The organism is Burkholderia sp. AU17457 (assembly GCF_002223255.1).
Classification (GTDB): Bacteria; Pseudomonadota; Gammaproteobacteria; order Burkholderiales; family Burkholderiaceae; genus Burkholderia; species Burkholderia sola.
The window spans coordinates 457,989-477,519 of sequence record NZ_NKFB01000008.1; the positions used below are offsets into that span (position 1 = coordinate 457,989).

At 69.8% G+C, this 19,531-nt stretch carries 14 protein-coding genes; 2 read left to right on the plus strand and 12 right to left on the minus strand.

The annotated features are described in order from the left end of the window. Nucleotides 1-16: 16 nt before the first annotated feature. The 8 genes from glgB to CFB49_RS32060 form a co-directional block, all read right to left on the minus strand. Nucleotides 17-2,227, minus strand: coding sequence for a 1,4-alpha-glucan branching protein GlgB (glgB, locus tag CFB49_RS32025; RefSeq protein ID WP_089493374.1), 2,211 nt, complete (start codon nt 2,225-2,227; stop codon nt 17-19). Then, nucleotides 2,224-5,634, minus strand: a complete 3,411-nt coding sequence (treS, locus tag CFB49_RS32030; protein WP_089493726.1) for a maltose alpha-D-glucosyltransferase — start codon at nt 5,632-5,634, stop codon at nt 2,224-2,226. The genes glgB and treS overlap by 4 nt, the downstream gene beginning before the upstream one ends. Then, on the minus strand, nt 5,634-9,026 hold the full coding sequence (locus tag CFB49_RS32035) for a maltotransferase domain-containing protein (protein WP_089437737.1): 3,393 nt from the start codon (nt 9,024-9,026) through the stop codon (nt 5,634-5,636). The genes treS and CFB49_RS32035 overlap by 1 nt, the downstream gene beginning before the upstream one ends. A 147-nt stretch (nt 9,027-9,173) precedes the next feature. Next, nucleotides 9,174-9,662, minus strand: coding sequence for a phage protein NinX family protein (locus CFB49_RS32040; RefSeq protein WP_089493375.1), 489 nt, complete (start codon nt 9,660-9,662; stop codon nt 9,174-9,176). Between the two features lie 29 nt (nt 9,663-9,691). After that, nucleotides 9,692-10,483 (minus strand): endonuclease/exonuclease/phosphatase family protein, encoded by a 792-nt coding sequence (locus CFB49_RS32045; RefSeq protein ID WP_089493376.1) that lies wholly within the window; start codon nt 10,481-10,483, stop codon nt 9,692-9,694. After that, the gene (locus CFB49_RS32050; protein ID WP_089493377.1) at nt 10,474-12,672 is read right to left on the minus strand and encodes a VTT domain-containing protein; all 2,199 of its coding nucleotides are present in this window, start codon (nt 12,670-12,672) and stop codon (nt 10,474-10,476) included. Before CFB49_RS32050 ends, CFB49_RS32045 begins: the two co-directional genes overlap by 10 nt. Then, nucleotides 12,669-13,007 (minus strand): hypothetical protein, encoded by a 339-nt coding sequence (locus CFB49_RS32055; RefSeq protein ID WP_069616991.1) that lies wholly within the window; start codon nt 13,005-13,007, stop codon nt 12,669-12,671. The genes CFB49_RS32050 and CFB49_RS32055 overlap by 4 nt, the downstream gene beginning before the upstream one ends. Further along, a complete protein-coding gene (locus CFB49_RS32060) occupies nt 13,004-13,699 on the minus strand; it encodes an MgtC/SapB family protein (protein ID WP_041492325.1) in 696 nt (231 codons plus the stop codon). Before CFB49_RS32060 ends, CFB49_RS32055 begins: the two co-directional genes overlap by 4 nt. Nucleotides 13,700-13,875: 176 nt before the next feature. Between CFB49_RS32060 and CFB49_RS32065 the strand changes: the two genes are divergently transcribed. Both CFB49_RS32065 and CFB49_RS32070 read left to right on the plus strand, forming a co-directional pair. Next, on the plus strand, nt 13,876-14,118 hold the full coding sequence (locus tag CFB49_RS32065) for a DUF6566 family protein (RefSeq protein WP_089493378.1): 243 nt from the start codon (nt 13,876-13,878) through the stop codon (nt 14,116-14,118). A gap of 91 nt (nt 14,119-14,209) precedes the next feature. After that, nucleotides 14,210-14,917: a succinate dehydrogenase/fumarate reductase iron-sulfur subunit gene (locus CFB49_RS32070; protein ID WP_089437741.1), complete on the plus strand. Its 708-nt coding sequence runs from the start codon at nt 14,210-14,212 to the stop codon at nt 14,915-14,917. Between the two features lie 35 nt (nt 14,918-14,952). Here CFB49_RS32070 and CFB49_RS32075 read toward each other — a convergent pair whose 3' ends face one another. Genes CFB49_RS32075 through CFB49_RS32090 form a run of 4 tightly spaced genes read right to left on the minus strand, consistent with a single transcriptional unit; the run spans nt 14,953 to nt 19,140 of the window. Next, nucleotides 14,953-16,005: a Rieske (2Fe-2S) protein gene (locus CFB49_RS32075; protein WP_089493379.1), complete on the minus strand. Its 1,053-nt coding sequence runs from the start codon at nt 16,003-16,005 to the stop codon at nt 14,953-14,955. Beyond that, on the minus strand, nt 16,002-17,057 hold the full coding sequence (locus CFB49_RS32080; protein WP_069616986.1) for a Rieske 2Fe-2S domain-containing protein: 1,056 nt from the start codon (nt 17,055-17,057) through the stop codon (nt 16,002-16,004). The genes CFB49_RS32075 and CFB49_RS32080 overlap by 4 nt, the downstream gene beginning before the upstream one ends. Nucleotides 17,058-17,069: 12 nt before the next feature. Continuing rightward, the gene (locus tag CFB49_RS32085; RefSeq protein WP_089493380.1) at nt 17,070-18,164 is read right to left on the minus strand and encodes a terpene synthase family protein; all 1,095 of its coding nucleotides are present in this window, start codon (nt 18,162-18,164) and stop codon (nt 17,070-17,072) included. Between the two features lie 13 nt (nt 18,165-18,177). Then, entirely contained in the window at nt 18,178-19,140 is a 963-nt protein-coding gene (locus tag CFB49_RS32090; RefSeq protein WP_089493727.1) for an SAM-dependent methyltransferase, read from the minus strand. Between the last annotated feature and the right edge of the window lie 391 nt (nt 19,141-19,531).

Below are 19,531 nucleotides of genomic sequence, written 5' to 3' on the forward strand. Positions count from 1 at the left end.
TCGAGGGCGGGAGCAATCAGGCAGGTGTCAACCACAGCGTCGCGAGCGGCGGCAGGCGCAAGGTCGCCGACCACGCCTCGCCGTGCGCGGGCACGGCTTCGGCCCACACGGCGCCGTCGTTGCCGGCGTTGGTGCCGCCGTACGACGCGGCATCGGTGTTCATCAGTTCGCGCCAATGACCCGGCGCGGGCAGCCCGAGCCGATACCCGGCGCGAGGCACGGGCGTGAAGTTGCAGACAGCGACGACCAGATGCCCCGCATCGTCGCGGCGCGCGAATGCGAACACGCTGTTGTCGCGGTCGTCGCCGATCAGCCAGGAGAAGCCGGCCGCGTGGCAGTCGAGCGCATGCAGCGCCGGTTCGGCCGCATACGTGCGGTTCAGGTCGCGCACGAGCCGCTGCACGCCGCGATGCGCGGGCGCGTCGAGCAAGTCCCAGTGCGGCGTCGCATCGTGCGCGAACTCCGCCCATTGCGCGAATTCGCTGCCCATGAACAGCAGCTTCTTGCCGGGATGCGCCCACATGAAGCCGAAATACGCGCGCAGCGTCGCGAGCCGCTGCCACGCGTCGCCGGGCATCTTCGCGACGAGCGAGCCCTTGCCGTGCACGACCTCGTCGTGCGACAGCGGCAGCACGAAGCGTTCGGAGAACGCGTACACGAGCCCGAACGTCATCCGGTCATGGTGATAGCGGCGGTGGATCGGGTCTTCGTGCAGGTACGCGAGCGTGTCGTGCATCCAGCCCATGTTCCACTTGAAGTCGAAGCCGAGCCCGCCGTCGGCGGTCGGCGCGGTGACGCCCGGCCACGCGGTCGATTCTTCCGCGACGGTGACGACGCCGGCCGGCGCGGCATCACCGTGCAGCGTGTCGTTCAGCCGGCGCAGGAACGCGACCGATTCGAGGTTTTCGCGGCCGCCGTATATGTTCGGCACCCATTCGCCTTCCTTGCGCGAATAGTCGCGGTACAGCATCGACGCGACCGCGTCGACGCGGATGCCGTCGACGTGATAGCGGCGCGCCCACGCGAGCGCCGACGCCACCAGGAATGCGCTGACCTCGGTGCGCCCGACGTTGAACACGCAGGTGTTCCAGTCGGGATGCATGCCCTCGCGCGGATCGGCATGCTCGTACAGCGCGCTGCCGTCGAATTGCGCGAGCCCGTGCGCATCGTTCGGAAAATGCGCGGGCACCCAGTCGACGAGCACGCCGATGCCGGCCGCGTGCGCGCGATCGACGAAGCGCGCGAAACCGTCGACCGGCCCGAAGCGCGCGGACGGCGCGAACTGCGCGAGCGGCTGGTAGCCCCACGAGCCGCCGAACGGGTATTCGGCGATCGGCATGAATTCGACATGCGTGAAGCCCATTCCCTTCACGTACGGAATCAGCCGCTCGGCGAGCTCGTCCCACGTCGCGCTGCGGTCCATCTGTTCGGGGATGCGCTGCCACGATTCCGGATGGACCTCGTAGATCGACCACGGCACGCGGTAGCGGTCGTCGTGGCGCGGCCGCGCATGCATCCAGCCGTCGTCGTGCCATGCGAACGCGTGGAGCGCCGCGACGTCGGCGACCACCGACGCCGTGCGCGGCGGCGCCTCGGTCGCCCGCGCGCACGGATCGGCCTTGTGCGGCAGCACGCGCCCGTCGGCCGCGCGCAGCTCGTACTTGTAGCGTTCGCCCGGGCCGATGCCCGGCACGAACAGTTCCCACACGCCCGACGGCCGCCGCAGCCGCATCGGATGGCGGCGCCCGTCCCATCCGTTGAAATCGCCGACCACCGATACGCGCTGCGCGTTCGGCGCCCAGACCGCGAAACGCACGCCGTCGGTATCGTCGATGCGCACCGGCGTCGCGCCGAGGCAGTCGAGCACGGCTTCGGGGTCGCCGGCCGAGAAGCGCGCAAGCGCCGCTTCGTCGAGCAGCGTGCCGAACGCATACGCGTCGTCGGTCACCTGATGTGCGTTCGGCCAATCGATCGCGAGCAAATAGTGCGGCGTGCCGCCGTTGCGCGCGATTGTCCCCGCGAAGCAGCCGGCGCGGTCGACGCACGCGAGCGCGCCGAGTTCGGCGCCGTCCGGCGACAGCGCGCGCACGCGCTCGGCACCGGGCAGCAGCGCCCGCACGACGACGTGGTCGGCCTGTTCGTGCGGGCCGAGGCAAGCGAACGGGTCGGGATGGCGGCCGGCGAGCAGCGCATCGATATCGGCGCGTTCGAACAGCGTGTCGGTCATGGGTTTCCTCCGTTGTCGGGCAGCACGCCGTCGCCGAGCAGCCGGTCGACCAGCGCCGCGAGCCCGCCGACCGGCACGCTCAGCCAGTCGGGCCGGTTCGCGGCTTCGTAGCACAGCTCGTACGACGCCTTGTCGATCAGGAACAGCGCGAGCAGGCGATCCGCGTAGTGCGGATCGACGAAGCGCGCGGGCGCGAGGTCGGCCGCCGCGCGATAGCATTCGACGAAGCGGTCGGCGGCCGCCTGCCCGAAGCGGTCGAACAGCGCGCGCTTGCGGCCGGCCGCTTGCGGCGGCGCTTTTTCGATCGCGAATTGCGCGGTCGCGCTCACGTACGACAGCGAGCGAAGCAGGCCGGCCACGTCGCGCAGCGGATGCGATTTCGCGCGACGCCGCTCGAGCGCGCGCGCCGGTTCGCCTTCGAAGTCGATCAGCAGCGCGTCGCCCTGCACGTCGAGCACCTGGCCCAGATGGAAATCGCCGTGAATCCGCGTGCATTGCGCATTGAGCGTGCGTGGCACGAGTTCGCCGAGCGCCTCCACGGCCGCGTCGCGCGACGCGAGCAGCGCGTCGGCCGACGCGCGGGTGGCCGGATCGAGCGCATCGAGCCGCGTGCGCAGCACGTCGAGCGCGCGCTCGAACGACGCGATCGCGTCCACGCACCAGCCGTCGACGTGTTCGGGCGTCGCGCGTTCCGGCGCGAACGCGGGATCGTCGGACGGCTGCGCGAGCGCGACGTGCAACTGGCCGAGCCGCGTGCCGATGATGCCCGCGAACGCCGCGTAGCCGAGCAGCGCATCGGGCTCCTCGCCCGTTTCGGCGGCTTCGCCTTCGTCCGCGGCCGGTAGCGCGAGTTCGTCGATCGCGCGCCGCAGGAAATCGAACGAACGCGTCCACGCGTCGCCCTGGTTGTCGACATAGCGTTGCAGGATCGCGACCGTGTGCGGCGTGCCGTCCGGATCGACGTGCACGACTTCGCCGGCGAGCGTCGCGGTGTTCGCATAGCCGATGCGCGTCAGGTGCCGGCTCATTTCGGCTTCCGGATGAATGCCGTGCGCAACCTTGCGCACCAGCTTCAGCACGATCGCGTCCCCGATCACGAGCGAGCTGTTGCTCTGCTCGGCGGCGAGCCAGCGCACTTCCGCGTCGTCGCCCGGGTCCAGCCCGGCGAGCGCGTCTTCCGGCAGAAAGGTGAGTTGGCCGCCGTCGGACATCGGCACCGTCGCGCCGTCGCGCAGCTTGCGCAGCATCCCGCGCGCGAACGCCGGCAGCGCGAACGCGTCGGTCAGGTAGCCGACCGTATGGCCGCGCCGCACGCGCGCGAGCGCCAGTTGCGCGAACAGCGGATGGGACGTCTCGCCGCCCCACGCGGTCGCGAGCGGCACCACGTAGCGTTCGACGCCGCCGTCGCTCGCCGACACCCACGCCTCCGCGTACTGGAACGGCTCGTCCGGAATCGGCGTGACGACGTTCAGCCACGCGTCGCCGATCTTGCGATCCTTCGACGCGAACCAGCGCCGCCGCGCGAGCCACGATGCGAGCGCATCGTGCGCGAGCGCATGCAGTTGCGAAACGTCCGGCCGCGTATCGCCGCGCCGCATCACGAGCGTCACGTATTCGGGCAGCGGCTCCGCGTGCGGTTGCCGCCACGACGGCTCGCGGCCGTGCTCGGCGAGCACGAACCACAGGAACCCGTAAGGCGGGAAGGTGAGGAGATACGGGAGCTGGCCGATCGGCGGAAACGGCGAATCGGACGTCATCTCGATCGGCACGCGCCCCGCGAATTCGGACAGGTCGAGCTCGACCGCCTGCGACGCGCGCGACAGGTTCGCGACGCACAGCACCGGCTCGTGGCCGTCCAGCTCGCGCAGGTACGCGAGCACCTTGCGGTTCTCCGGGCGCAGGAAGCGGATCGTGCCGCGCCCGAACGCCTGCGACGCGCGGCGCGTCGCAAGGATGCGCCGCGTCCAGTTCAGCAGCGAATGCGGGTCGCGCGTCTGCGCCTCGACGTTGATCGCGTCATAGCCGTACAGCGAGCCCATCACCGGCGGCAGCACCAGGAGTTCGGGATCGGCGCGCGAGAAGCCGCCGTTGCGGTCCGACGACCACTGCATCGGCGTGCGCACGCCGTCGCGATCGCCGAGGTGGATGTTGTCGCCCATCCCGAGCTCGTCGCCGTAGTAGATCACCGGCGTGCCGGGCATCGACAGCAGCAGCGAATTGATCAGCTCGATGCGGCGCCGGTCGCGCTCCATCAGCGGCGCGAGCCGGCGCCGGATGCCGAGGTTCAGCCGCGCGCGGCGGTCGCTCGCATAGGTCTGCCACAGCAGGTCGCGCTCCGAATCGGTGACCATCTCGAGCGTCAGCTCGTCGTGGTTGCGCAGGAACACCGCCCACTGGTTGCTCGGCGCGAGCGCCGGCGTCTGCCGCATGATGTCGAGGATCGGAAAGCGGTCCTCGCTCGCGATCGACATGTAGATGCGCGGCATCAGCGGGAAGTGGAACGCCATGTGGCATTCGTCCTCGTTGCCGAAGTACTCCTGCACGTCTTCCGGCCACTGGTTCGCTTCCGCGAGCAGCATCCGGTTCGGATACTCGGCGTCGATCGTCGCGCGGATCCGCTTCAGGATCGCGTGCGTCTCCGGCAGGTTCTCGTTGTTCGTGCCTTCGCGTTCGACCAGGTACGGCACCGCGTCGAGCCGCAGCCCGTCGATGCCGAGATCGAGCCAGAAGCGCATCACCTGGATCACTTCGCGCACGACGGCCGGGTTGTCGAAGTTCAGGTCCGGCTGGTGCGAATAGAAACGGTGCCAGTAGTACTGGCCGGCCACCGGGTCGTGCGTCCAGTTCGACGTTTCGGTATCCAGGAAGATGATCCGCGTGCCCGCGTATTTCGTGTCGGTGTCGGACCACACGTAGTAGTCGCGATGCGTGGAGCCCGGCTTCGCGCGGCGGGCGCGCTGGAACCACGGGTGCTGGTCCGACGTGTGGTTGATCACCAGTTCGGCGATCACGCGGATGCCGCGCGCATGCGCTTCGCGGATGAAGCGCCGTACGTCGGCCAGCGTGCCGTAGTCGGGATGCACGTCGCGGTAGTCGGCGATGTCGTAGCCGTCGTCGCGGCGCGGCGACGGATAGAACGGCAGCAGCCAGATCGTGTCGACGCCGAGTTCGGCGATGTAGTCGAGCTTCGCGATCAGGCCGGGGAAATCGCCGATGCCGTCGTTGTTCGAGTCGAAGAACGACTTCACGTGCACCTGGTAGATGATCGCATCCTTGTACCACAGCGGATCGTCCGCACAGAGCGCGGGTTCGCGGCGGCGCGCACGGCGCCGGCGCGGCGTGCCGGCCGGCGCGAGCGACGGGAATTGCGCGCGGCGCACGTCGTCGAGGGAATCTTCGCGTTTCATCATGCATGCGCTCCCGAAGGGCGGCGGGCGGGATCCGGTTCGGGCGCCGCCGCCCGCGTGGCGCCCGGAGACGGCGCGAGCCGCCAGATTGCGTACGGCCGCACGTGCGGATCGAGCGACACGTACTGGCGATGGCCGCGCCAGGTTTGCGCGTGCGCGGCGTCCTGTTCGAGCGCATCGAGCGGTTCGCCGTCGGCCAGCCCGAGGCCGCGCCACAGCGCCGCGTCGAGCGTGAAGTTCGCGGCCTGCGGATGCCACGGGTCGAGACTGATCGCGACGATCACCACGCTGTCGAACGCGGGCGTCGCCTTCATGAACACGAGCACGGAGTCGTTGTCCGCGTCGACGAACGTGAGACCGAGATGCGTCTGCAGCGCCGGGTGATCGCGCCGCGCGCGGTTCAGCCGCGCGATTTCCGTGCCGATGTGCGCGGCCTTGCTCCAGTCGCGCGCGCGCAGCTCGTATTTCTCCGCATCCGCGTATTCCTCGCTGTCCGGCAGCGGCGCCGATTCGCCGAGCTCGAAGCCCGAGTACAGGCCCCACGAGCCGGCCAGCGTCGCCGCGAGCGCCGCGCGGATCACGAACTGCGAGCGCGGTGCGTTCTGCAGGTGGCGCGGGTTGATGTCGGGCGTGTTGACGAAGAAGTTCGGCCGGAAGAATTCGCGCGCGGGCCCGGCCGTCAGCTCGGTCAGGTAGTCGATGAAGTCGCGCTTCGACTCGCGCCACGTGAAGTACGTGTACGACTGCGAGAAGCCGACCTTCGCGAGCCGGTACATCATCCCCGGCCGGGTGAACGCCTCGGACAGGAACACGACGTCCGGATGCCGGCCGCGCACGTCGTCGATCATCCACGCCCAGAACGGCAGCGGCTTCGTGTGCGGGTTGTCGACGCGGAAAATCCGCACGCCCGCATCGACCCAGAACAGCACCGCGTCGCGCAGCGCGAGCCACAGGTCGGGCAGCGCGTCCGGCGCGTAGAAATCGGGGTTCACGATGTCCTGATAGCGCTTCGGCGGATTTTCCGCGAAGCGCAGCGAGCCGTCGGGCCGCCACGCGAACCAGCCCGGATGCGCGGCGAGCCACGGATGGTCGGGCGAGCACTGGATCGCGAAATCGAGCGCGATCTCGAGCCCGTGCCCGCGCGCGGCGTCGACCAGCGCGCGGAACGAGTCGAGCGTGCCGAGCTGCGGATGCACGGCCGTGTGGCCGCCGTCGGGCGAGCCGATCGCGTACGGGCTGCCGACGTCGTCGGGGCCGGCGCTCAGGCTGTTGTTGCGACCCTTGCGCGCGGACGTGCCGATCGGGTGGATCGGCGGGAAATACAGTACGTCGAAACCCATGTCGCGGATGCGCGGCAAATGCGCGATCACGTCGTCGAACGTGCCGTGCCGGTGCGGATCGTCGCTGGCCGAGCGCGGAAACATCTCGTACCAGCTCGAGAAGCGCGCCTTGCGGCGTTCGACGTCGACCGGGTAGACCGTCGCGTCGTGCGTGACGAACGGGCGGTAGCGCAGCGCCGCGAACGCGTCGGCGAGCGCGGGCCCGCCGATCAGCGCGAGGCGGTCGTCGGGCGACGCGTCCTTGAGCGCCTCGATGAGCCGTTTCATCTGCGCGAGCGCGCGTGGATCGGCCGGCTCGGCGCGCTTCAGCGCGGTCGCGAGCAGCAGTTGCGCTTCGCGCACCTCCAGCGTCACGTCCTGGCCGGCCGCGCGCTTCTTCGCGATGTCGGTGACGAGCGACGCCCAGTCGTCGCGCCACGCGACCACGCGGAATTCATGGCGGCCGAGCCGGTCGAGGGTGACGCAGGCGCGCCAGCGGTCGTTCGGCTCGGCTTCGAACGGCACTTCGCGCCATTCGTCGCCATCGGCGGCGCGCCACTGCAGCACGGCCGCCAGATGCGCGTGCCCGTCCGTGAAGATCGATGCGCTCACGACGAGCGGCTCGCCGATCACGCGCTTGATCGCGAAGCGGCCGTCGTCGACCGACGGTTCGACGCGCTCGATCGCGATCCGGTCGGCCGCGAGCGCCGCCGACAGCGCGGTGCGCTCGCGGGCGGCGTCGGCGCGCGCCGTGACGGGTGGCGCCCGCCACGCATGCAGCAGCGCGTACGCGCCGGGCGCGAGCGTGAACGGCTCGAGCGCGGCCGGCGGTTGCGTGTGCGCGCCGTCCTGCGTGGCGACGCGCGTGAAGCCGCCCGGTACGCCGGGTAGGATCGTCGCGGGGTCGATCGTGGCGGGCGCGTCGAGATCGGGATTCAAGGCGATCAGCAACGCCGCGTCGTCGTGTTCGAGCGACGGGCCGGTGCCGCGCAGCAGCGCGGTCGCGCCCGCGCCCGGCGCGCTCAGTTGCACGATCTCGCCGCGCGCCGCCGCGACGGGTGTCGCGCGGCGCCACGCGTTCGCATCGGCGAGCGCGCCCGACAGGTCGAAACGCGCGTGCTCGAATGCGGCGCGGTAGCGCACGGCATCCGCGTCGCGCGCCATCAGCGGCACCGTCACGCCGCGTTCGAAACCCATCGGCACGAGCCAGCCGGTGCCGACGGCCGCCGCCGTCCACAGCGCGCGCCGATACGCGCGGGCGACGGTATCGTCCGGCGCGTCGGGCCAGTCGTCGGCGAGACGCGGGCCATCGGGCGCATCGGGAAATGCGATCGGCGCGCCGATGCGCCGCAGCAGTCGGTGTTCGTCCGCGAACCACGGCGCGCGCAGATCCCACCAGCGCACCGATGAAAACACCGCGTCGAACCCGGCGGCTTCGAGCTGCGCGAGCGCGTCGCGCGCATGGCCGGGTACACCCGCGAGCACCGCGACGTCCGGGCGCGCACGGCGCAGCGCTGCGCGCCAGCCCGGCCACCAGTCGGCCGGCAGGTGATGCGGCGCGTCGATCAGGAAGCCGGCCGCGCCCGCGTCGGCGAACGTCGCGAGATGCGCGCACCACCATGCCGACAGCGCGTCGCGCACCGCTTCGTCGCCGGCGTTCGCATGCGCGATGTCCAGCGCGTGCGCGGTGCCGCGCGGGTCGATCAACGCGTCGTCGTGCGTGCGCTCGACGTACCAGTCAGGATGCTCGGCGCGCAGCGGGTTCTCGCGCGCGATGCGATCGGGTACGACTTCGAGCAGCAGGCGCAGCCCGTGGCCCTTCGCCAGTTGCGCGAGGCGCGAGAAGGTTTCGAGCGCGCTCGCGCGTGTCGCGAACGACTGGGCCGGCCGCCGGAAATCGGCCACGTGGCGCGGAAAGCCGGCGACGCTCGCGGCCCAGAACGCACCGACCAGCACGTGATCGAAGCCCATCCCGGCGATATGCGCGAAGGTCTGCGGCCATGCGTCGAGCGGCCCGACGAGGCGGGCGTCGCAGAAGTAGAGGTGTGGAGCGAACGGCGGTGTGGAGTCCATGGCGTGGGGCGGGCGGCGGCGAGCGGTAACCGTCGGTGCGTCGCAACCTGCGTGCCTGCTGCGCGATTCCCTGCGGGCACGGCGTGTGCGGAAAGCCGGCCGGAAAGGCCCTGTCGTTTTTACATGACCGCCGGACTCGCGCATGATCTACATGCGTGGTACCGAGCGGATATCCGAACTGTCTCCCGTCGCCGGATCGTCATCTGACGTCGGAATCGGCACACCCGGGTCATACCGCACCACCGCCCCATGTTCGATCCGGTGCGGGAACGGCGGCGGCTCGTCCACCTCGTCGCCGAAGCGCGCGCGCACGAACGCGCGCAGCAGTGCCACGCGCGCATCGCGGCCGCGAGCGCCGCACGTCGACGGCCCGTCGACGAAGGTTGCGTCGCATTCGACGTCGTCGCCGTGGCGGGCGATTCGCAGGTCCTCCACGCGTTCAAGCACCGTGCCCGCATCGGCCCACGATGCCGAAGGCGCAAACGGCGCGTCGAGGTGCCGGAACGCGTCGCACGCGGCCGTCACGACGACGGTCGGCGCGACGGCCGTGAAGCGCAGCGTGTCTTCGTCGTCGGCGCACAACGCGCGTGCGCACCAGTAGTCGAGATCCTTTCCGTCGAGTGCGTCGGTTCGCATGAGCTGCCTCCGTCGGATCGAAAAACGGCTTACCGCGCAAGCGCCGTGCCCGTCGCCGGCGTCACGCGCATCCGGGCCACCAGCGGATAGTGGTCGGACGCGTGCCGCGCCCGCGCGCTGCGATGCACCACCACGTCGACCAGTAGCTCGCCCGGATGAATCCAGATCCGGTCCAGCGAGAACACGGGGCACACGGTCGGGAACGTGCGCGGCGCCGGCGCGCGCCGGAACCGCGTGACGAGCGCCTGCAGCGCGCGGCCGCGCACGAACCATTCGTTGATGTCGCCGAGCAGGATCACCGGCATCGCGCCCGTATCGAACGCCGCGAGCAGCCGCTGCACCTGCGCGCTCCGTTCGCTGGCCGACAGCCCGAGATGCGTCGCGACCACGCGGATCGGGCCCGCGCTGCAATCGATGTCGGCGTCGAGCGCGCCGCGCGGCTCGCGCGGATGGAACGACAGGTCGAGCGTGCGCGCCGCGCGGATCGGGCAGCGCGACAGCACCGCGTTGCCGTAGCGGCGCTCCGGCGTATCGATCGTCGGGCCGGCCACCGCGTGCATGCCGGTCGCGTCGCGCAGGTGCGCGAGCACGTCGGGCGCACGCGTGCCGCCGAGCGGCACTTCCTGCAGCGCGATCACGTCCGCATCGAGTTCGTCGATCACCGCCGCGATCCGGTCGACCGCGCGCGCCGGCCAGGCGCCGTAGCCGCCGTGAATGTTGTAGGTCGCGATCCGCAGGTCGCGCCCGCCCGGCGCGGCGGCGGGCGCCGCGTCGGCGGTGACGACGTGCGGCGGCGGGGCCGGATCTTGGCTCAGCGCCATCGTCGCAGCACCCTCACGAGCAGGATCGACACGCCGACCAGCGCGAGGCCGATCGCCGCGAGCCACGCGAACGCGCCGGGCCCCGGGTGGCTGAGCGCGGCGGTCAACTGGTGCGCGAACGTGACCGTCAGCACGATGCCGGGCAGCATCCCGAGCGCGGTGCCGATCAGGTAGTCGCGCAGCCCGATGTGCGACGCGCCGGCGACGAGGTTCACGACGGTGAACGGCGCGATCGGCAGCAGCCGCAGCACGGCCATCGCGACCACGCCGCGCCGGCCGATGTGCTCGCTCAGCCGGTTCGCGCGCGGGCCGGCCAGCCGGCGCACCGCGTCGCGCCCGAGCCAGCGGCCGAGCGCGTAGGTCGCGGCGGCTGCGGCCATCGAGCCGACGCCCGCATACGCGAAGCCCGGCCACGCGCCGAACACGAGCCCCGTCGCGGCAATCAGCAGCGTGATCGGCACCGCGAAGGTCGCGGCGATCACGTAGGCCGCGAGCAGCAGCACCGGCGCGGCCGGCAGCCGCGCGATGCCGGCCACCGCGCGCGACAGCGACGCAACGTTCAGGTGCGCGCCCAGCGGCGTGAAGCGCCACGCAAGCGCCAGCGCGGCGATCGCGAGCACCACCGCGCCCAGCACGAAGAAGCGCGCGGTGAGCGAGCGATGCTGCTCGTGCGGCACGAATTCGCGGACGAACCGGTCGGGCTCGATCGGCTGCTCGGGGTCGAGCCGCGCGCTGACCGGCACGAGCGCCTCGAATTGCGGCGACACGGCCGGGTCGAGTGTGCGCAGCGTGCGGCCCGGCTTCGCGCGCAGCCGGTCGAGTACGACGTTCGGCCGTTCTCCGCACGCGAATGCGTCGGCCACCGCCGCGGGCGTCGTGCCGAGGTGCTCGGCCAGCAGCCGCTCGCGCATGCCGGCGATCGTCGCGCGGACGCGGGCATCGCCGCCCGCGACCAGCGCGATGCAGCATTCGGTGTCGAGCAGCATCGAGCGGTTGTTCAGGTTCGCGCTGCCGATCACGATGCATTCGTCGTCGACGATCGCGACCTTGCTGTGCACGTTCACGCACCCGTCGCCGAGCCCGTCGACGTGCGGATACAACAGCCGGTAGCGATCGAAGCGGTCGGCCGACGCGAGCGTCGCGTGCAGCCGCGCGCGCAGCACGCCCATCGTCGCTTCCTGCAGCCAGCCGCTCTGCACGCGCGGCGCGACGACCGTCACGTCCGGCCCGTGCGCGTCGGCGAGGCGTTCCGACAACGCTTCGCGCACCACCGCCGCGGTGAAGTACTGGTTTTCGACATACAGGTGCCGCTCCGCGGCGCGGATCATGTCCTCGACGAGCGCACGCACCTGCGTGACCGGTTCGCGGCCGCCGTGGCGCGGTGCGGTGTACGCGATGCCGAGCCGCACGTCGCGCACGTCGACGCGCGCGTCGGGCGGCCACGGATCGGGGTCGTCCGGCCGGTCGAGATGCCGTTGCGCGCGGATCGCGATCGGGCGCCCGCACGCCTGCAGCCAGCGGGCTCGCGCCTGTTCGCCGATCGCGGCGGCCGCATCGCCGTCGAACATCGCGTGCACGTCGTGGAACGGGCCGTACGGCATGCCGTGCTCGTCGCGGCGGCGCGGGTCGTCGGCCGCATGCGCGGGCGTGTCCCAGCGGGCGCGCGTCAGGTCGAGGCCGCCGACGAACGCGAGCCGGTCGTCGATCACGACGAGCTTCTGGTGATGCGACGCGCCGCGCGGGTGCGCGTCGTCGAGCCGGAACCGGATGCCCCGATGTGCCTGCCAGCCGGCCCGATACACGGGCGGCCAGTCGCGCTCCAGCGCGTAGATCATCGCGAAGTCCCACGCGAGCACGTAGATGCGCAGGTTGTGGCGGGCGGACGCGAGCGCGTGCAGGAAGGCCGCGAGCGTGTCGGGCAGCGTGTCGTCGGCGCCGCCCGGCGCGAGCCGCATCCGGCTGTCCACGTCCCAGCCGACGATGAACACCGTATGGCGCGCGCGCAGCAGCGCGGCGCGCAGCGTCGAGAAGTACGCGTCGCCGTCGACCAGCATCGCGAAGCGGTCGGCATGGCGGATCGTGTCGCAGTTGCGCCCCTGTTCGAGCAGGCCGTGCCGCGAAGGGCCGTCCGCCGGCGCGGGATCGACGCGCCGATCGTCGGCGCGCGGCACGCGGTCCGGCACGATCATCGTGCGCCGACGTCCCGGCCGCCGTCGATCCGCTGCAACAGCGCGTCGCAGCGTGCGCGCAGCGCCTGCAATTCCGGCGAATCCGCGTCGAGCCGCACGCGTTCGCCGCTGTGCGGATCGCCGTGCGTGATCGCGATGTCGTAGATCTCCTGCGCGATCGTCGCCGACGCGTGCGCGATCCTGATCCGGTCGAGCCACTCGCATTCGGCGTGTCGGCACGCGAGCCACGCGCGCAACGCGCCGACCAGCTGGCTGGTCGTGAGCCACGCGCCGCTGCGCATGCGGGCGGCGAGCTGGCTCGTCACGAGATAGGAGAGCAGGTCGGTCTGAGTCACACGAAACTCCTTGACGAGGTGTCGGGTTGACAGGTCCGGACGCACGCGATGTTTTGCAGCGTTTCGCAGATCGCCGCAAATTCCGGCCCGCTCGTGCGCGAGAACGAGACGGAGATGTCGTCGGTGTCCGGATCGTCGTCCGACTGCTGGACGATGAACCGTTTCACGCGAACGCGGCCGGGGCCGAGCGCCTCGTGCAGCGTGCCGAGCGTCAGGCCGCCGCGTTCGGCCACGAGCAGCAGCGTGCGCTGCTGGCGCTGCGCGATGAAGCGGCGCTCGAGCGGCTTCACGCCCGCGAGGATCGCGAGCACGATCGCCGTCGCGCCGACCGATGCAACCACCATGCCGCCGCCCGCGGCGAGCCCGACGCCGGCCACCGCCCACAGGCTCGCGGCCGTCGTCAGCCCGCGCACCACTTCGCCGCGCAGCAGGATCGAGCCCGCGCCGAGAAAGCCGATGCCGGACACGACCTGCGCGGCGACTCGCGACGGATCGAGCACGACGCCGTTTTGCCCGCGCACGTCCTCGAAGCCGAACGTCGACACCAGCATCACGAGCGCGGAGCCCACGCACACCAGCATGTGCGTGCGTAGCCCCGCGGCCCAGTTCAGGCGTTCGCGTTCGAGCCCGATCACGCTGCCGAGCAGCGCGGCCAGCAGCAGGCGTCCAAGCAATTCGAGGTGGCCGATCATGATGTGCATCCCTTCCGGCGCTTCGAGATGCGGGCCGGTAACGGTTCGATGCGGAAAAGGGACGCAAGCAGCGTGCCGGCCGGGCACGGCGCGTGCGCGCGAGGCCGGCGGCGCGCACGGCGATCATGCGGTGCGCATTTTTTTCATCGCCATCGCAGATAAGACAGGAGGCCACCGTGGCACATCAACAGGACGCACAGGTTCGGGACCCGTATCGCGGCCACGAAATCCTGGTATGGGCGCGACCCAACGAGTGCGGCGCATGGCGCGACGAGGTACAGGTGTACGTCAACGGCGCGCGCATCGAGCTGATGGTACCGGAGGCCGCCGGCCCCGAATGGCTGACCGAGGTCGAGGCGCTGCGTGCGGGGCTCGAGCGCGGCCGCTATCTGATCGACAAGCGCGTGGACGACGACTGACCGGCATGGCGCTTGCGGCGCCGTTGGCCGCGACAGTCGTCCCGCAGCATCCCTTGAACCCACCCATGCCGGCTCGCGCCGGGAGGAACCGATGAGCGATCCGCGCACCCTGCATATCTACCGCTACGACCCCGACCGCGACACGGCGCCTTACATGCAGCGCTACGAGATCGACGTGAACCCGGACGACCGCATGCTGCTCGACGTGCTCGGCCGCGTGAAGCGCGACGACGAGACGCTGTCGTATCGGCGTTCCTGCCGCGAGGGGATCTGCGGGTCGGACGCGATGAACATCAACGGCAAGAACGGCCTCGCGTGCCTGACCAACATGCAGACGCTGCCGCGCGAGATCGTGCTGCGGCCGTTGCCCGGGCTGCCGGTGGTGCGCGACCTGATCGTCGACATGACCGACTTCTTCAACCAGTACCACTCGATCCGGCCCTACCTGATCAACGACACGACGCCGCCCGCGCGCGAGCGGCTGCAATCGCCGGAAGAGCGCGACCAGCTCGATGGGCTGTACGAATGCATTCTGTGCGCGTGCTGTTCGACGTCGTGCCCGAGCTACTGGTGGAATCCGGACAAGTTCGTCGGGCCGGCGGGGCTGCTGCAGGCGTACCGCTTCATCGCCGATTCGCGCGATCTGGCGACGGCCGAACGGCTCGACGATCTGGAGGATCCGTACCGGCTGTTCCGCTGCCGGACGATCATGAACTGCACGGACGTGTGCCCGAAGGGGCTGAATCCGACGAAGGCGATTTCGGAGATCCGGACGATGCTGGTCAGGCGGACGGTTTAGCGCAAAGCGTCCCGAGGCGCAACCGCCGGCTCCCGCTATTTCTCGGCGAACGCGTCCACACGCGTGTCGCACCGCTGCGCCGCCGGCCGACCCTCGCCCGGATAGAACTGCCGCGCCCATCGCTGAAACACCGGATACGGCCCGTCGCCTGCGACCGGCGTACCGTAGCCCGTGTAGTCGCGATTGCTCCACACCATGATGTCTTCCTTGAACACCGGCACCAGCCACAGTCGGTGCAGCAACCGGCCGAGCGCGGCGTAGACGATCCGCTGCAACGGAGCCGGCCATCGCGACAGCCACGAAAAGCGGAACGAGATGCCGTCCCGGAAGGTCCAGCGCAGCGGCGCGATCTGTACGCCGCACGCGAAGATCTTCGCTTCGAGGCCGATCGCCTTCATTTCATGGTCGGACGACACGCAGCCGAGGCCATGAACGCCGATCAGCGTGCTCCATTTGATGTTCTTCCATGCCATGTCCACCTGCATCGAAATGCGCGGGCCGTCGATCACGGGCACATGCGGCTTCATGTCCTTCCAGCGGTGCAGCGCGCCGAAATGCTCGAGATCGTAGCCGTTTTCCGGCAGGTTCTGCATCACGCCGCGCAGCGTGAAAGCCTGACCGACGGGCGCCGAGAAGCCTGTCATGTCGACTTCCGGCAGTTCCCACGTCGGCGCGAGGCCATCGGCGTTCTGCCACACGAACACGAAGCCGTTCCACTCGCGCACATGCCGGGTGCGAAGCGTCAGCGCCTGGCCGCCTTTCGTGCAACCGGTGCCGGTGCACCGGCCGTCGGGGCCATACGCGTAGTGATGGAACGGACAGACGATCTGCTCGCCGTCGACCGTGCCGCCGTGGCCCAGATGCGCGCCCTGGTGCGGGCAATACGCGTCGGCCGCGCACGCGACGCCGGATGCCGTCCGGTACAGCACGACATCGCGTCCCATGAATGGCGTCGTGAGCACGGCGCCGGGCTTCAGCTCGCGGCTGAAACACAGCGCGAACCATCCGTCCGGATAGGGCAGCGGCGCGGTTTCGTCGACCGGGCCGGTTGCATGCATCGCGCGCACCTGCATCGGCATGGCACTCATCGCGCGAACTCCCGATCGGCGTGCGCCGGGGCTGCGGGCACGACGTCGCCTTGTCCGTCGATCCCGTTGCCGCCGGCCGCCGGATAGAACTGCGCGGCCCAGCGCCGGAACGTCATGATCGGCATCTCGCCCGCCATCAGCGTCGGGCGCGCGTCGTAGTCGCGGTGATCCCAGATGAGCAGGTCGCGTTTGAATTGCGGCACGAACCACAATCGGTACGCGGCGCTCACGAGTATCTCGTGCACGGCCCGGCGCAGCGGCGACGGCCACGCCGACACGCGTTCGACGCGCAGCGCGACGAATTCGCGACAGGTCCAGCGATCGGGTTCGATCTGCGTCGGGAACAGCACGACCCGCGCGTGCAGCCCGAGGTCCGGCAGTTCCATGCGCGCGGCCATGCAGCCCAGGCCGTGCATCGTGATGTCCAGCAGCAGCCGTTGGCCGAGCAGCACGAGCGTCGAGCGCATCGTCATCCGGTGGCCATCGGCTTGCGGCGGCTCGAGCACCGGATTCGACCACCCGTGCACCGGGCTGAAATGGTTGACGTCGACGCCGTTCTCGGCCGGATTCTGCAGGCTGCCGTTCAACGTATGGCATGCGCCGCGCGGCCGCGAATAGCCGTCGAGGTCCAGTTCGGGCAGCGACCACGATGGCGGCGCGCCCGCACGGTCGTGCCACGCGAGCACGAGCCCGTTCCATTCGCGCACGTGGCGCTGCCGCAGCCTGGCGGCGGGTGGCTTGCCGTCCCGCCCGGCGCGCACGCAGGTGCCGTCCGGCGCGAATGCGAGGTGATGGAACGGGCACACGATCTCCTCGCCGCGCACGACGCCGCCATGCCCGAGATGCGCGCCGAGGTGCGGACAATGTGGCGCGATCGCGCGAATCAGGCCGGATGCCGTCCGATAGAGCACGACGTCCTCGCCCATGAAGCGCGTGACGACCAGTGCGCCGCGTTTGACGTCGCGGCTGTAGGCCAGCGCGAACCAGCCGTCCGGATAGCGATGTCGCGAAGCGGCGGCGGGTTCGGGCACAACAGGGATCGATGCGTGCATGCGCGTCTCCAGTCACCGGTGCGAAGCCTGCCGGTCGGCCGCCGCGATTTCCTCGAGTGTCGGCAGCGCCGTCATCGCGATTTCGCCGCCGGCGAAGCGGCCGCCGCCGAGATCGTCGCCGTGGTAGCGGGTGCTGAACGCGTGAAATTCCGCGTTGCCCGCACTCATGTAGCCCAGTTCCGTCACGTAGGCCTGCGTGTCGGGGTCGTCCGCCAGCACGCCGGTCGCGACCGCTTCGCGCGCGTCGATCAGGCGGCGCTCGTTCGACGTGCAGAGCGCTGCCAGCCGGTCGAGCGCCGCCTGGACGTTCAACTGCTCGACGCGCATCAGGATCCAGACGGCATTGAATCGCTCGTGCGCGGAGCGTTCCTTGCGAAACGAAAACAGGTCGTTGACGAGGATCACCGAATCGATCGTCCTGTCCCGCGCGTCGGCCAGGGCCGCGTGTTGCGCGAGGCGTTGCCCCATGTCGACGTCGAGCGCGTATTCGGTGAGCAGCGTGATCCAGTGGCCGAAGCCCTCGACCCGGCGAAACGCCAGATAGTCGGCGAGCGACAGGCGCGATGCGTCGGTCGCCGTCGGATCGGCCTGCGTGCGGATCTGCGCGCGGACGCATTCGACGAACCGCTGCCAAAAGGCCGGGCGCGCGTCGCACCGGGCGTGCATCGCGCGCAGCGTGTCGTGCAGCAGTCGAGCGGCGGGCACATTGGCCGGCGGCGGCGTGCCGTCGACGGCCGCAAGGAAATGATCGCGCAACGCGTCGAGCCCCGCCTGGTCGCCGGTGCGCGCCAGATGCGTGAAGGCGTCGTCCATCAGCGTCGTGACGTTCATCATGCGATGGATCGTGTACGCGCGATCGGGCCGCGCATTCGGATAGCACAGGCTGCCATACGCGGGAATGCGCTGCGCGAGAAAACGGCGCGCCGCCGCGTCGCTGCGATAGTGCCGCAGGATGTATGGATAGTCGTCGATCGCGAGTTGCTGCTCGATCGCTTCGTACTGCGGGTGCCGCGCGACGGGCAGCGACAGACGCGGCAGCGGCAGCACCAGCGTTTGCGTCGCGCTCGGCGCAGCGCTGGCGGCGTGTGGCGTTCCGGATGCTTGCATGCGGATCTCCGTGTTACGCGTCCGGTTTGACCGCGACGATGCTGTAGGTCGACACCTTGTTCTTGATCAGCGCGACGGACCAGTTTTCGGCGAGCACGCGCAATTCCTCCAGCGTGTCCGGCGCGCGGTGCGGAAAATGGCGGTCGATGTTGGCCTTGGCGTCCATCAGCCAGCGCGCAACGTCGATGTTCGACGGCAGCACGCGCATGTCGCGGATCGCGAACCCGGCGTTGATCAGCACCTGTCTGAAATAGTCGGGCGTCTTCCGGTGCTTGCACGCGATCCGGTCGATCTCGTCCGGCGTGTCGGACTCGTATTCGCTCAGTGCGACGTTGTACAGGTTATCGGAGATGATCACCGAGCCGCCGCCGCGCACGCGCGCATGCAGTGCGCGCATGGCCTTTTCGTACAGCGCGTTCGGGAAATGCGAGATCACGCCGCGAATGATCACGAGATCGTACGGCGCCGCGGGATCGGGCAGTCGGTCGACGTCCTGCGCGTTGCACTGATAGAGGTTGATGCGTCCAGCGAGCCCGTGCCGCGCATGAAAGCGTGCGCAGTACTCGAGTTGCTCGCGACTGACGTTGATACCGTCGAGGCGCATGCAACCGGGGAAGCGGCCCGACAGATACTTGAGGATGTAGCCCCAGCCGCAACCGATGTCGAGAATGCGCTCGACGCGTGCGGGAACGGGGTCGTCGAAGCCGGCGAGGCGGAGCTGACGTTCGAAGTAGCGAATGCCCGATTCATCGAGCGAGATCGGCGGCGTGGAGCGCGGATCGTCGTAGACGCCGAACTGGAACAACAGGTACTCGCCGATCGCCTTGCGCCAGTCGTCCGGACTGCCGGCGTAGGTCGCCTGCACTTTCTGCTCGTAGTCGCTCACCGTCTCGCCATGCAGCACGCGGATAGGCAGGGTGGGCTCCGGATGCGGCGCGCGCATGTCGGCGATTGCCTGTTCGCTGATCTGATTCATCGAAATCCTCGCGTCGTCCATTTCCGTCAAGCCGGACAAAACAATGCCCGCCGATCGAGCGGCAGCGCACGCCGTCACGAAACGCCGGCGCGAAAATGCTCCGCGGCCGATACGTGCGATCGTGCGATTGAATGAATCGATGTAATGCTTCTGTCGAAGCGTTACGAAGGCGAAAGATCCGTGCGCATTTATAGGGCCCCGAATAAATGGCGAAAAGGGCGCCGCGACGCAGTATCGCGATGCAGACCCCATATCATGCACAGAATTTCTGGCTACGCGGGGTTGCGCCGGCTGGGCGGTTCGGCTCCGTATGGCACTCGCACTTTCACGATCCGGATACTGCGATCGTGAACCGGAGGCGAGGTGTATTTGTTATATGAGAGGTGATTCG

Coding starts and splice junctions, on each gene's coding strand:
- glgB (WP_089493374.1), bottom strand. CDS start 2,227: ATGACCGACACGCTGTTCGAACGCGCCGATATCGATGCGCTGCTCGCC.
- treS (WP_089493726.1), bottom strand. CDS start 5,634: ATGAAACGCGAAGATTCCCTCGACGACGTGCGCCGCGCGCAATTCCCG.
- CFB49_RS32035 (WP_089437737.1), bottom strand. CDS start 9,026: ATGGACTCCACACCGCCGTTCGCTCCACACCTCTACTTCTGCGACGCC.
- CFB49_RS32040 (WP_089493375.1), bottom strand. CDS start 9,662: ATGCGAACCGACGCACTCGACGGAAAGGATCTCGACTACTGGTGCGCA.
- CFB49_RS32045 (WP_089493376.1), bottom strand. CDS start 10,483: ATGGCGCTGAGCCAAGATCCGGCCCCGCCGCCGCACGTCGTCACCGCC.
- CFB49_RS32050 (WP_089493377.1), bottom strand. CDS start 12,672: ATGATCGTGCCGGACCGCGTGCCGCGCGCCGACGATCGGCGCGTCGAT.
- CFB49_RS32060 (WP_041492325.1), bottom strand. CDS start 13,699: ATGATCGGCCACCTCGAATTGCTTGGACGCCTGCTGCTGGCCGCGCTG.
- CFB49_RS32070 (WP_089437741.1), top strand. CDS start 14,210: ATGAGCGATCCGCGCACCCTGCATATCTACCGCTACGACCCCGACCGC.
- CFB49_RS32075 (WP_089493379.1), bottom strand. CDS start 16,005: ATGAGTGCCATGCCGATGCAGGTGCGCGCGATGCATGCAACCGGCCCG.
- CFB49_RS32080 (WP_069616986.1), bottom strand. CDS start 17,057: ATGCACGCATCGATCCCTGTTGTGCCCGAACCCGCCGCCGCTTCGCGA.
- CFB49_RS32085 (WP_089493380.1), bottom strand. CDS start 18,164: ATGCAAGCATCCGGAACGCCACACGCCGCCAGCGCTGCGCCGAGCGCG.
- CFB49_RS32090 (WP_089493727.1), bottom strand. CDS start 19,140: ATGAATCAGATCAGCGAACAGGCAATCGCCGACATGCGCGCGCCGCAT.